11 protein-coding genes and 1 pseudogene are annotated in these 12,479 nt (G+C 62.6%); 6 read left to right on the forward strand and 6 right to left on the reverse strand.

The features are described 5' to 3' along the window. Positions 1-120 precede the first annotated feature (120 nt). Complete coding sequence (locus tag BG28_RS11930; RefSeq protein ID WP_036477168.1) at positions 121-474, reverse strand: DUF1801 domain-containing protein; 354 nt, start codon at positions 472-474, stop codon at positions 121-123. Between the two features lie 255 nt (positions 475-729). Here BG28_RS11930 and BG28_RS11935 point away from each other — a divergent pair, with 255 nt between their 5' ends. From BG28_RS11935 to BG28_RS11945, 3 genes and pseudogenes are all read left to right on the forward strand, one after another. Further along, positions 730-1,422, forward strand: coding sequence for a histidine phosphatase family protein (locus BG28_RS11935; RefSeq protein ID WP_036477171.1), 693 nt, complete (start codon positions 730-732; stop codon positions 1,420-1,422). Between the two features lie 24 nt (positions 1,423-1,446). Continuing rightward, a pseudogene (locus tag BG28_RS15080) lies at positions 1,447-2,000 on the forward strand (DUF3090 domain-containing protein). Continuing rightward, a complete protein-coding gene (locus tag BG28_RS11945; RefSeq protein ID WP_036477176.1) occupies positions 2,000-2,767 on the forward strand; it encodes an SCO1664 family protein in 768 nt (255 codons plus the stop codon). Before BG28_RS15080 ends, BG28_RS11945 begins: the two are co-directional and overlap by 1 nt. 42 nt (positions 2,768-2,809) lie before the next feature. Here the strand turns inward: BG28_RS11945 and BG28_RS11950 are convergent, their stop codons facing one another. Further along, positions 2,810-3,463, reverse strand: a complete 654-nt coding sequence (locus BG28_RS11950; RefSeq protein WP_036477178.1) for an SDR family oxidoreductase — start codon at positions 3,461-3,463, stop codon at positions 2,810-2,812. Positions 3,464-3,757: 294 nt separating this feature from the next. On the opposite strand from BG28_RS11950, the gene BG28_RS16340 reads away from it, so the two are divergent. The 3 genes from BG28_RS16340 to BG28_RS11965 all read left to right on the forward strand — a co-directional run bounded on the left by BG28_RS16340 (position 3,758) and on the right by BG28_RS11965 (position 7,413). Beyond that, a complete protein-coding gene (locus tag BG28_RS16340; RefSeq protein ID WP_051501397.1) occupies positions 3,758-4,588 on the forward strand; it encodes a UbiA family prenyltransferase in 831 nt (276 codons plus the stop codon). Next, positions 4,585-6,024: an NAD(P)/FAD-dependent oxidoreductase gene (locus tag BG28_RS11960; protein ID WP_036477182.1), complete on the forward strand. Its 1,440-nt coding sequence runs from the start codon at positions 4,585-4,587 to the stop codon at positions 6,022-6,024. Before BG28_RS16340 ends, BG28_RS11960 begins: the two co-directional genes overlap by 4 nt. Positions 6,025-6,180: 156 nt before the next feature. Then, positions 6,181-7,413: a trans-acting enoyl reductase family protein gene (locus tag BG28_RS11965; RefSeq protein WP_036477184.1), complete on the forward strand. Its 1,233-nt coding sequence runs from the start codon at positions 6,181-6,183 to the stop codon at positions 7,411-7,413. Positions 7,414-7,525: 112 nt separating this feature from the next. Here BG28_RS11965 and BG28_RS11970 read toward each other — a convergent pair whose 3' ends face one another. The 4 genes from BG28_RS11970 to ychF form a co-directional block, all read right to left on the reverse strand. Beyond that, a complete protein-coding gene (locus BG28_RS11970) occupies positions 7,526-8,332 on the reverse strand; it encodes a hypothetical protein (RefSeq protein ID WP_152539287.1) in 807 nt (268 codons plus the stop codon). 118 nt (positions 8,333-8,450) lie between these two features. Further along, positions 8,451-10,139 (reverse strand): DUF262 domain-containing protein, encoded by a 1,689-nt coding sequence (locus BG28_RS11975; protein ID WP_036477189.1) that lies wholly within the window; start codon positions 10,137-10,139, stop codon positions 8,451-8,453. A 234-nt stretch (positions 10,140-10,373) separates the two neighbouring features. Then, positions 10,374-11,282 (reverse strand): hypothetical protein, encoded by a 909-nt coding sequence (locus tag BG28_RS11980; RefSeq protein WP_036477193.1) that lies wholly within the window; start codon positions 11,280-11,282, stop codon positions 10,374-10,376. A 49-nt stretch (positions 11,283-11,331) separates the two neighbouring features. Then, entirely contained in the window at positions 11,332-12,441 is a 1,110-nt protein-coding gene (gene ychF / locus BG28_RS11985) for a redox-regulated ATPase YchF (protein ID WP_036477380.1), read from the reverse strand. Between the last annotated feature and the right edge of the window lie 38 nt (positions 12,442-12,479).

Raw genomic sequence — 12,479 nt, forward strand, 5'->3', positions numbered from 1 at the left:
AGGTGCACCCGTCGAACCCGGACACGGCAACGCCTCGACTCCGCTGAGCGAGTATCCGGTGGTGGGCCGGGCTCCAGCGTCTCCGGAACCCGGCCCGCACCCCACCTAGGACCCCTTGGCTCAGTCGACCACCGAATGAACGATCTCGGCGATCCGTCTCGCGGTGAACTCGTCCACGGACTCGAAATACCACGCGGCCGGCATCAGGGCACCGTCCACCCCACCCGCCGGTCGAAAGGCCGGCTTCTCGGTGATGGCAAGGTTCAAGCGCTCATCGTTGCGCAGCGTCACCAACGCCGGGGAGCTGGCCGCCTTCGCATAGGCGGGCATCCCGTACCAGATCCGAGGCTTCAGGGTAGGTTCCGCGGTCATGATGATGTCATGCACCTGCTGCATCACCGACCGTCGCGGCTCATCCATCTTCGAGATCTTCTCGATCACCTGAGAGAGATTCTTCTCGTCTTTCGAAGACATGTCATGTCCTTTCGCCAGCCGATGCCGGGCATCGGCGGAATGAAGTTGGCGCATCGATGCGCCGCACCCCATCTGGACATGTCCTGAAACGCTCAGGCCTCTCCGCGATGATTCACGTGGTCGTCACGTGGAAGCGCTATCGGTGGCGCGAGCCACCACTCCCAGCGTACCCAACCTGCTAGACAGACATGCCGTGGGAGGGGGAGGCACACTCGACTCCCCCCGCACCATAGCCCGGGTGGATAGGCTGAACGAATGGCGACAGTTCTTCTCGTGCGGCACGGCCGCACCACAGCAAACGCGACCGGGCTGCTGGCCGGCAGAGCCGAGGGCGTGAGCCTGGACCAGATCGGGCGCGACCAGGCGGCTCTCACCGGAGACCGACTCGCGGCCATTGACCTGGCCGCAGTGGTGTCGAGCCCGCTCGAGCGTTGTCAGCAGACCGCTGAGCACATCCTCAACCGACAAGCGGGCACGCCTGCCGCGCCGCTGGAACACGGTCTCATCGAAGCCGACTACGGCACGTGGCAGGGCCGACTGCTCACCGAACTCGCCACCGAGGAGCTGTGGCCGCTGGTGCAGTCGCAACCCTCCGCCGTCGTCTTTCCCGAGGGCGAAGCGATGGCCGCGATGCAAGCTCGATCGGTGGCGGCGATCCGCCGCCATGATGCAGTCATAGAGGCCGAGCATGGGCCCGAGGCCGTGTGGGTTGCGGTCAGCCATGGCGACATCATCAAGTCGATACTCGCCGACGCGCTCGGTATGCACCTCGATTTGTTTCAGCGGATCAACGTGGGCCCCGCCTCCGTGTCGATCGTGCGCTACGGCGCCAGTAGGCCCAGCGTCCACGCGACCAACACCGACGCGGGCGACCTCTCATGGCTCTCGAAGGGCATTCACGCAGGTGACGCGCCGGTGGGCGGCGGCGCAGGGCATCAGACGCCCTGAACCACATGCGCCTAGAATACTGATATGCCTACACGTGTTCACGAGTTTGACTGGCCCGATCGGGCCGTCGTCGGCACCATCGGCCTCCCCGGGGCGCGCACGTTCTACCTGCAGGTGCGCTCGGGGACGCAGCTGGTGAGCGTCGCCCTCGAAAAGCAGCAGTCGGCCCTCCTCGCGGAGAAGATCGACGAGATCCTCGACCAGCTCATCACCGTGGAGGGCAACCCCTTCAGCGTTCCCACGAGCACTCCCCCTGAACTTGTCGACAACGACCAGCTCGAGACCGTCCAGGAGCACTTCCGCACCGGCGCGATGAGTCTGGGCTGGGATCCCGCCACGGCCCAGGTCATCATCGAGGCCTACCCGATCACTGACCTCGAAGAGGACGACGACGACGCCGCATCGCCCCCCGAAGACGAGGCTCAGGACACTGAGATGCTGCTGGTGCGGATGCCGGTAGCTCCGCCCGCGCGTTCGCCAAGCGCACCCGTGAGATCGTCGGTGCCGGCGCCGCGTGCCCGCTCTGCGGCTACCCCATCGACGCCGACGGGCATACCTGCACCGCTGCCGAGGGCTGATGTCAGCGACGGACCTGGTGACCGCGGAACTGACGCTCACCGGACGCATCAGGACGGCCTCGAACGCCACGTTCCTCGGCAGCATCGGCGAGGTGAACGTCGTCTACAAGCCGATGGCCGGGGAAAGTCCGCTGTGGGACTTCCCCGACGGCACTCTGGCGCACCGGGAGGTGGCCGCCTACCTGGTCTCGGAGGCCCTCGGCTGGGGCGTGGTCCCGCAGACCTGGCTGCGCGATGGTCCCCTGGGTGACGGAATGGTCCAGCTCTGGCAGGAGCAGGACCCGGACCAGAGCGCCGTCGATCTGGTCGCCACGGACGACGTGCCGGAGTCCGGCTGGAAGCATGTGCTGGAGGGACAGGACCAGAAGGGCCGGATGGTCACCCTGATTCACGAAGACTCTTCAGCGCTGCGACGAATGGCCCTGTTCGACGCCGTCGTCAACAACGCCGACCGCAAGGGTGACCACATCCTGGCCATGACCGATGGCCACCGGCACGGCGTGGACCATGGGCTCACCTTCCACCGTGACCACAAGCTGCGCACGGTCCTCTGGGGTTGGGTGGGAGACCCCCTGACCGACGAGGAACGCGAGGGCATCGACCGGGTCTGTAGTGGGCTTGGCGGTGATCTGGGTCAAGATTTGGCCGAGCTGCTCAGCGCCGAGGAGATCGCAGCACTTGCCGGTCGCTGCACCAGGTTGCGTTCGGCGGGGGTGTTTCCGGCTCCGGCCGGTGAGATGTCACCGGTTCCCTGGCCGCTGTTCTAGAGACGTTCGCACACACGCCCAGTCTCATCGTCTCGGCCGCGACTAGAAGGCGGTGCTGGGCAGGTCCTTCTCGCCATCAATGATCGCCGTGATGATCCGCGCGGCAACTTGGTCTGGATCCAGCGCCGCTCCGAATCGCGGCGCTGACCCGGCAATCGGGTGCTCGGACAGCGAGGTGCCCGTGTGGCCTGGGCGGGCATCCACGAGGCGGATGCCCGCGCGCCGGTACTCGCGCGCCGCCGCGAGAACGAAGGCCGCGAGCCCGGCCTTCGACGCCGAATATGCTGCCAGTCCGGCGACCGGGGTCTCTGCGACGACGCCGCTCAGTGTCACCACGAAGGGCTCCCGGCCGTCCTGTGCCGAGGCCACGAGGTCGGACTGGCTCTGGGTGATGAGCTGGATCGCACTGGTCGTGTTCACAGCGAACAGTTCCTCCACCGTGGCGGGTTCAATCTCGGAAGCGGCGCCGAAGGCGACGACCCCGGACGCAACCACCAGCCCGTCGAGGCGTCCGTGCTGCGCCTTCGTGGCATCGAGCACCTCTCGAATCACGGAGGGTTCACGGAGATCCTGCCCAGCAGACTTCGAGGACCGGGCAACAACGGCCCCGTGACTCTCCAACTGATCGGCGATCCGCGCGCCGAGCCCGCCGGTGGCGCCGACTACCAGAACAACCGCACCCTGAAGATTCGTCATGGGTAGACCTTAGGTCAAGCGCGGCAGGCGGCGCAGCACAAGTCGGTTCGCTGAGCTCGCAGAGCGGCACGCGCTGGTCGGAATGGCCCCTGCTCTGAGTTAACAGTCCAGGTCGCGGTCGATACCTGACGTAGCATCTTGACCATAGGCTCAGCCGCCGTCGGCGACTGGACTTCACAGAGCCAGGCCACCGGCGAAAACAGGCCTGTAGTTCATTCAGGCACCACTACGTTCCCAGGCAGAAGGGGCTCCACCGTCAAAACTCATTCCGGAGCTGAATCTGTCTTCCAACGAATGGTTCATATTTCGCGGCCGGTGCTGTGGATCAATACTGTTGGTCCTGCCGTCCTGGGAATGTGGCTGGCCGGTCACTTGTGGCATTGGGATGCATTGGCGCTGCTGCTGTGGCTGACGCTGCCATTCAACCTGCTCATCTACGGCGTCAATGACATCTTCGACCAAGAAACCGACGCGCTCAATCCGCGTAAGGGGTCTCTCGAGGGCGCACGGATTCGCGCGGCTGAGGTTATCTCGATATGGGTCGCGGTTCTTGTGACCAATCTTCCGTTCCTGGCGTACTTCGTATGGGCGCTTCCCGGGGATGCACTCCTATGGATAGCGCTCTATCTATTCGTGTTCATCTTCTATTCGGCGCCACCGTTACGGTTCAAAGCCCGCCCGTTTGTTGATTCGCTCAGCAACGCCGCCTATGCCCTGCCGATGGTCTTTGTTCCGCTCGCCCTGGGAACCGGTCCGGTCTGGGCTGCTGCAGTGGCGCTGATGGCATGGAGCGCGGCCAAGCACACCTTCGACGCAGTACAGGACATCGAGGAAGACGAGGCCGCCGGCATCACCACCACAGCGGTGCGCCTCGGTGTTCGCGGGGTGGTGCTCTGGAGTGGGCTCTGGTGGGCCGCAGCCACGATCGGCTTTGCCATGGTCAATGTGCCGGTTGCGCTGGTCAACGCGCTGATCAGCGGAGGTCTGCTCTACATGCTGTTCCGCTCCCCCCTCGTCTCCACCGCCCATGGTTTGTACCGCTACTCCATCGCCTTTCCCTACGTCGCCGGAACTGTGGCCGGCGTTCAACTGGCCGCGGCGCTGCTGCTGGGGTGGTACCCATGAGCAGTGTCGTGGTGATCGGTGGTGGAGTGGCAGGCTTGACGGCGGCAGTGCTCTCAGCATGGGCAGGACACACTGTCACGCTTCTAGAAGCTGACTCGACACTGGGCGGCAAGAGCAGCCGCATCGAAGTCTGCGGTCAGACCATCGACACCGGCCCTTCGCTGTTCACCTTTCCGACCGTGTGGCAGGAGCTGCTGCGCCGACTGGATGCTTCCAGTCAGGATCCATCCTTGGCCGCCGAAGAGACGGCGGGGTTGAACCTGGAACGGCTTCCGGAAGTGGGCCGGTACTACTTCCGCGGGGAAGTCTGTTCGCTGCCGGTTCCTCCGGGACACCCGTGGCACCCGGCGTGGGAGCGTTTCGCAGCGCTGCACGCACCCATCGGCCCAGACGTGACCCAGCTTCTGACGACGGCCGTGATGGCACGCGATGCGCGCCCCTCGCTGGCTCGTCTGGGGAAGCTCTACGGCCATCGGCTCACTACCCGCAGTTATCTCGACAGTCTCACCTGGCTGCCCGACGGGCTGCGCGAAGTGATCGCCATCCACACACTCAACGCAGGGGTGGGTCCCTCCCGCACCCCGGCACTGTATGCCAGCATGCCTGCGGTGATGGCCCAAGACGGGGTGTGGGTGCCACGGGGTGGTGTCCACGAACTGGTGCGGGCCCTCGAGCGCCTGGCAAGAGCTGCAGGGGTCGATGTTCGCACCGATGAGCCCGTCCTTGCCCTGGAGCGGGGACAGGTCAGGACCGCTAAAAGGGTACATCCGGCGGACGCCGTGGTCAGCGGCCTGGACGCTGACCGCCTCGAGGGACTGCTGCCTGGGCGCACACCCCGACCACCACGGAAGCTCTCCTGTTCAGCGGTCGCCATCTACGCTGCGCTCAAGCGTCCCCTTCCCGCAGACATGTCGCGGCACAGCGTAGTTCTGCCCGAGGATCCGCAGGCGCTCTACGCGAGTCTGGAGGCTCAACGCGAGCCGGACCAGACGATGGCGTTCCTCAACTACTATCCAGCGACGGACTCAGGCACCAACACCGCCGATACCCTTGCAGTGCTGCTGACGGCGCCCTCAAACGGACAGCGCTATGGCCTCGATAACGCCTTTGTGGACCGGGAACTTCGCCGTGTGTGGAACGCAGCCGGACTGCCCGAAAGTTTCGATGCGTATGTCGAGGAAAGCACCATCCTGGATCCGAACTATTTCAGTCTCGCAGGCTCTTCCGGGGGTGCCCTGTATGGACCGGTTCGCCCCCTGGTCATGAGCGGGCCCCTGCACCGTCCAGCCCACCACAGCCTGAAGCGGCCATGGCTGTGGCGGGTAGGCGCCTCGGTCCATCCGGGCGGCGGATTGCCGGCCGTGATGGGCGGCGCCATGATCGCGATGGACAAGTTGCTTCGCACGCTGGAGCCCGGCCCAAGCGGGCGTGGCTGACACCGAAGCCAAGATTCCAATTAGCTGTCAGGGCACCTGGCCTCGCTAACTAGTGATGGTCTGTGATCTGGTTTTGGGGCGACGGGGCACTTCAGCGATAGGACAGGGACGCAGTTTCCGGTGCCGGTCCGGCCTCTGCTGTGGAAGACTGCCGCCATGGAGTCCCCCACGCGCGACCACGACCTCGTCCTCTTTGGTGCGACCGGCTTCGTCGGGGAACTCATCGCTGGACACCTTGCGCACCACGCTCCACCGGACCTGCGCGTGGGACTCGCGGGCAGGTCGAGGGCAAAGCTCGAAGCCGTGCGGTCCAGACTGCCCGTCGCGGCTCATGACTGGGCCATCATTGAGGCCGATACGGAGCGCCCTGACTCGCTCGCGGCAATGGCCACGGGCACCAGAGTTCTCTTCACCACGGTGGGTCCCTACGCTAAATATGGGCTGTCGGTTGTCGAGGCGTGTGCCCGCGCCGGCACCCACTACGGGGACCTGACGGGAGAGGTGTCCTTCGTCCGTGAAGCTATCGACCGTTGGGATGCCCTTGCGAGGACTACAGGTGCACGGATCGTCCATGCGTGCGGCTACGACTCCGTCCCGTCGGACCTCGCGGTGCTCCTCCTGCACCAGGCCGCGCGGGCTGATGGCGCGGGCGGACTGACCGAGGTGCAGCTCGTTGCCAGGGCGAAGGGCGGTGTCAGCGGCGGCACCATCGAGTCCATGCGAGGTCAGCTCGACGGTATCCGGACGGACCCTGTGCTGCGATCGCTTGCGGGCGATCCCTACTCCCTCAGTCCAGACCGGACGGCGGAGCCCGCGACCCGGCAGCCTCCGGATCTGGGGTGGGTCGGCCGTTCGGATGACGGCCCGTGGGCCGCGCCCTTCATCATGGCGTCGGCGAATACGCGGATCGTACGCCGCAGCAATGCCCTGCAGGGTTGGGCCTACGGTAGGTCCCTGCGGTACGGCGAAGTGATGGGTACGGGGCGAGGGCCTCTCGGGGCCGTCACCGCCGGGGCGACGGCGCTTGGCCTGCGGCTGTTCGGAGCCGCACTGGCTCTACCCTTCACGAGGAGATTACTGGACCGTGTCCTTCCGTCGCCGGGTGCGGGCCCGAGCGAGGCCGCGCGGCGCTCAGGCTGGTTCCATTCCCAGGTGACTGCTTCCACGGAGAGCGGCCGGCGCTATCGTGCCATCGCAGCCGGGCCCGGCGACCCGGGATACGCCGCCACCGCCGTGATGGCCGGGGAGACAGCCCTCTCACTTGCCCTCGACGGCGACCGTCTGCCGCCCGCCACCGGATCGCTGACCCCGGCGACCGCCCTCGGTGACGTTCTGGTTGAGCGGCTGCGCGAGGCAGGCCATACCTACGACATCACGTCCCTCAACTGACGCCGGAGGTGAGGCATTGGTCCTGCTTGACGTCCGGAGAGAAGCTGGAGGCCCACTCAGCAGGACGACGAGAACGATCGAAAGAGATGAGGTCTGTGGTTAGGGGCTGGTACTAAACGTTGAAGCGGAACTCCACTGCGTCACCAGTATCCCAAGTGGCAAGGATCTCGATCACCAAGTCTTCGAAGCGGCGGAGAGTAACCCACTGAAGCGACCTTGCCGCAATGCCTGCAAGGGTGTCTGGCAGCGGCTGACCGGATACGATCCGGCTGGCAAGGAGCAGTTTCTCACGACGATCGTATGCTTCCTGCCATGCAACGTGCGCCGCAGGCCAACTACCAGAAACGTCTTCGGGAACGTAGCCGGGTAGGAGCCGCGGCGCAAGATTGACTGCTGAACCGTTGAGGAGCAAATCCACAACCTTCCGAGAGTTACGGACGTCCACGACCTGACGAGTTTCCTCCGGCTCGACTTCGAGAATTGCCAGGTGAAGTGCGTCCGAGTAGACCCACGCGGCCTCTTCAAATAGCTTCGCAATCAACGGTTTCAACTCGGCAGGTATAACCTCGGAGGAATACGCGAACACGGTGAGCAGACTAACTTCAGTTTCTAGTTGTGCCAGGAGCCTGCGTAGCTGTGTCTTATCAATACCTTGTTGCTCATTAACAGAAAGAAGATCTGACATCCGCGGGTTCAGCATTCCGCCTATGGCGTGCGCCGCAGAAAGAACCTGCCTAACGTGAGCGCGAAACTCGGACTTTCGCTCGGAGTGGAATCCCTGAAGCTCCCGTCGCTCCTGCTCTACCGCGATTGCCTGCGTCTGCTTGTAGGACTGACGCGCAATGTAGACCGTCACCACTACGGCAACCACCGCGAGCAAAGCCGCGATGGATCCAGCGACCGCCGACAGGACATCCATCGACCTAACAGACGTTTGTGTCACTACTTGACCTGAACGGCGGAGGTTATTCCTTGACGAAAGTCGAACACATCTCCGATCGACCGCAATGACGCGGCGGGTCCATTGAAGAGTTGATTCATTCGAGAGACCACGCTGTTCGCAGGACGCCGATCAGGTTCTCATGACGTGGCTGTACCGTCTCGGGCGTCCAAGTAGTCTCGTTGAGCACCTGTGTGGTGAGCGCGAAGACGGCAACACCCTTGCCTGAGGTGAAATACCGATCCTTCTTTTTATCGAAGTCGTAGTTTTGTGCCTGGCCGTTCTTACGGCGGTTAAGCAATAGCAGGTTACCAAGCCGATGCGTCCAGTAGGCGGTCTGCTCTTCGTCGAAATCCTCTGACCATTGACTACCTTCACTGGGGTGCTGAGGCAGGACATGCTCGACGGTGATCGTCTTATGATCGTAGGAAGCCCCCGGGTCATCGGCCAGGATGGAGTCCAGTCGCAGCAATACATACTTACGGACTGGTTGGGTCAGATAAATCTCCGCATCGAGACGGTCAAGGGTCTCCCGTTTCTCCTCGACCGTGAGGTCAAAAGCAGCACTCTCAAGTCCGTCTCCAGCCATAAGCTGCTTGAGAAGATCCATATAGCGCTGCACGCGGGGAGTGGCATAGACGCGCCGAACCAACATGCTCGCCGCCAGTCGCTCCAACTTCTCAAAAAACGCGTTCAGGAAGACGGCATCATCTCCATGCTCCTTGAGCGCCCACAACGCCACGGGTCGCCAGTCATCATTATCCAGCTGACTCAGACGCTTCATCCACGCGTTAACGTTCTGCCAATCCGCGCCGCCCTCGAAGTCCTGGGCGACCAGACGGTTGTCCGCCAACGCGTACGGCTGCAAGACCTCATTGATGAACCCCTTGCCATCGTCGGGAAGATACGCGTTCAGAACCTGTTCCGGGAACTCTTGGAGAAGACCACGCACAGCACGGGCCTGAGTGGTTATGGCGCGGATGTAGAGGAATAGGTCCCCGAACTCATCACGCCCTAGGTCCTCTTCCAACTTTTCCCAGACGTCCGCGAACTGAGAACGTTCACCCTCGCGCATGGCACCAATGATCTGAGATTTGAAGATGTCGGGCGGAGACAACGGTAGGCCCCGGGCATTCATCACACTGAAGATGCGGTAGGCGCTGTTGAGATCGGGGGTGCTGACAGTAACCACGAAGGTGCGCTTCGCCATCATCTTGAACAGACGCTGAAGATACTCCTGGCTCCAGGTCGAAAGCTCCGCGAGCAGGACGCCTGCATTATCGCGAAGCAAACGTTGCGAGTCGGTCGCTGTGAGGTTGTCGCTTATCCCGGCCAACGCCGCCGTCATACTATCGGTCTGGACATACTCGCGGAAGAACAGCGCGTCACGTGGACGCAACTTAAGTCGCGGACGTGCGAGCTTGTCGTCCCATGCGATGGCGGGCTCCTCGATGAACTTATGGATGTCCGACCGGAGCCCAGGATTCGTAACGAGGTCGCGCAAGACAGCGATCAGCAAGGTAAGTGTTGTGAGCCGCTGCTGGCCATCGATGACCTCAGATCGAGGCGCGGTTGCATCCTTGACGAGGACAACGGTCCCCAGGAAGTACGGCTCTCGGGTGTCGCGTTCCAACGCCCCACGCAGGTCGGAGAGGAGCTGCATAGTCTCCTCTGCACCCCACGCGTAGGGGCGTTGGTACTCCGGGACCACAAAGTCAAAGTCGTCGGTAAAGAGCTTTCCAAGGTTGATCTCTGCAGCCTTCAGAGGCTGAACGTGCGTAGTCATTGTGGTCCTATCTCCCAGCAATCAACATGAGCGATCCTGGCGCTTACTTTCATGGCGGCCGAGTTCACACCTGCACTCATAGCCACCGATTTGAGCCCGTCAAGCGGCAAGTCCCAGCATTCTCAGTAACAGCTCACTTCTTGCCCTGCGACGCAGAGGATATTCCGTGACGGAAATCGCCCACGTCGCCGTCCATGTCCGGTGCATCTGTTTGGTATTTCCTACATTCCATCGCTACTTCTCCCAATGTCGTCCGAACAGTCCCGTCGCTGTGTTGATATTCTCTTCGAGTGAGGCACTCATGCCAGCGGCGTCGCAGGAAAGGACTTCTGAGCAGCTGACTTTCCACACACACAAGAGCAGATAGTAGGAGGCCAGGAACAAAAAGTACGGATGGGTGTACGTGCGCAAGCTCGCTGCGCTGCTTAAAAACGGCGAGAACGACTCTCCATGAAACCTGTCATTGCGAGCGGTGTACAAAAGCAGGGAGATGAGGACTCTCGAACGCGACAATGCTCCCAGACTAAAACCAGAGACCGGACCGAGATCGAGGACGTCTCCCCGAAGCGCCTTCCTCAGCAGTAGCGCACCCTTTCGTCGCGAATCCGCAGAATCGTCACCATAGGTGGCACGCAAGTGCTCCAGCAACTGATTAATTCTGGCATCATCCAAGCCTTTGACACGGTTGGCGACTCGGACGTCAGCCTCAGGCTTAGCAGCATCGGAAACGAGCCGTTTGAAGAGATACTCACATGATTGCACTGGGAAACTTGCACAGAGTTGATTCGTGACGCTTACATCAATCGCTTCTGCCAACAACTTGAGTCGATCAGTAATATTTCCGTTAGCCATTTCGGTGGAAGCCAGCTCAAATGCTTTCCAGGTCGAGTCGAACGCGATGTCCACCCGCTCGGGCAAGGCGTCAAATGCATCAATGAGGTAGCTTAACTGGCGATGGAATTTCACGGAGTCGGAATCACGGAGTGGAACTGGCCTGAAGAAGGCCCTCGATGAACGGGCAACGCGATCTGCGAATGCCTGTTCGATAGGCAACTTTTCACGTTGCTCCAAGACGCCTACTTCTGACCATCGCGCCAAGGCGCGTAGTCTCTCGGTGCGATGAAACGTCACGTCGTAGGCCATGTGGCTCTCCTCATCCGAACAATAACCACCGTTTCGATCGGCCCGTGGATCACTTCTTGCCCTGCGCAGCAGAGGTTATTCCATGACGGAAGTCGACCACGTCGCCGTCCTTCATGATGTATTCCTTCCCTTCAATCCGCACCTTGCCGGCAGACTTCGCGTCCGCCATCGACCCCGCGGCCACCAGGTCCCCGAAGTTGACGATCTCGGCCTTGATGAAGCCGCGCTGGAAGTCGGTGTGGATGACACCGGCCGCCTCGGGCGCCGTCGCACCCTTGTTGACCGTCCAGGCGCGGGTCTCTTTGGGCCCGGCGGTCAGGTAGGTCTGCAGCCCGAGCGTGGCGAAGCCGACGCGGGCCAGCTGGTCCATGCCGGACTCTTCCTGGCCGTTGAGCTCCAGCATCTCGCGGGCTTCCTCCTCGGAGAGCTCCACGAGGTCGGCTTCGAGCTTGGCGTCGAGGAACACGGCGTCGGCCGGTGCCACCAGCGCAGCGAGCTCGGCCTGCTTCTCGGCGGAGTTCAGCCCGGACTCATCGGCGTTGAACACGTAGATGAAGGGCTTGGCGGTGAGCAGGTTCAGCTGCCCGAGGTGCTCCATCTCCAGCTTGTCCTTGGTGATGGAGCTGAAGATCGTGTCACCGCGCTCCAGGGTCTTCTGCGCCACCAGGTAGGCGTCCAGGGTGGCCTGCTCGGCCTTGCGCCCCTTGACCTGCTTCTCCAGCTTCGGGATCGCGTTCTCCATGGTCTGGAGATCAGCGAGGATCAGCTCGGTGTTGATGGTCTCCATGTCCGAGGTGGGATCCACCTTGCCGTCCACGTGGATGACGTTCTCGTCCTCGAAGACCCGGACCACCTGGGCGATCGCATGGGCCTCGCGGATCGTGGCCAGGAACTGGTTGCCCAGCCCCTCCCCCTCGGAGGCGCCCTTGACGATCCCGGCGATGTCGACGAAGGACACCGTGGCGGGAAGGATCTTCTGCGAACCGAAGATCTTCGCCAGCTCATCGAGCCGTGAATCGGGCAGATTCACGATGCCCACATTGGGCTCGATGGTCGCGAACGGGTAGTTCGCCGCCAAGATCGACTGACGAGTCAGCGCGTTGAACAGGGTCGACTTGCCCACATTGGGTAGTCCTACGATTCCGATAGTCAAAGCCACGGTCACCTAACCTACCGTCCCGAGGCCGCTGCGGCGAC

This window comes from Nesterenkonia sp. AN1 (assembly GCF_000582475.1).
Taxonomy (GTDB): Bacteria; Actinomycetota; Actinomycetes; order Actinomycetales; family Micrococcaceae; genus Nesterenkonia; species Nesterenkonia aurantiaca.

What these genes read in the sequence shown, in the direction of transcription:
- BG28_RS11975 (WP_036477189.1), bottom strand. Translation starts at nt 10,139, where the DNA reads ATGACTACGCACGTTCAGCCTCTGAAGGCTGCAGAGATCAACCTTGGA.
- BG28_RS11965 (WP_036477184.1), top strand. Translation starts at nt 6,181, where the DNA reads ATGGAGTCCCCCACGCGCGACCACGACCTCGTCCTCTTTGGTGCGACC.
- BG28_RS16340 (WP_051501397.1), top strand. Translation starts at nt 3,758, where the DNA reads ATGGTTCATATTTCGCGGCCGGTGCTGTGGATCAATACTGTTGGTCCT.
- BG28_RS11930 (WP_036477168.1), bottom strand. Translation starts at nt 474, where the DNA reads ATGTCTTCGAAAGACGAGAAGAATCTCTCTCAGGTGATCGAGAAGATC.
- BG28_RS11945 (WP_036477176.1), top strand. Translation starts at nt 2,000, where the DNA reads ATGTCAGCGACGGACCTGGTGACCGCGGAACTGACGCTCACCGGACGC.
- BG28_RS11960 (WP_036477182.1), top strand. Translation starts at nt 4,585, where the DNA reads ATGAGCAGTGTCGTGGTGATCGGTGGTGGAGTGGCAGGCTTGACGGCG.
- BG28_RS11935 (WP_036477171.1), top strand. Translation starts at nt 730, where the DNA reads ATGGCGACAGTTCTTCTCGTGCGGCACGGCCGCACCACAGCAAACGCG.
- BG28_RS11980 (WP_036477193.1), bottom strand. Translation starts at nt 11,282, where the DNA reads ATGGCCTACGACGTGACGTTTCATCGCACCGAGAGACTACGCGCCTTG.
- BG28_RS11970 (WP_152539287.1), bottom strand. Translation starts at nt 8,332, where the DNA reads ATGGATGTCCTGTCGGCGGTCGCTGGATCCATCGCGGCTTTGCTCGCG.
- BG28_RS11950 (WP_036477178.1), bottom strand. Translation starts at nt 3,463, where the DNA reads ATGACGAATCTTCAGGGTGCGGTTGTTCTGGTAGTCGGCGCCACCGGC.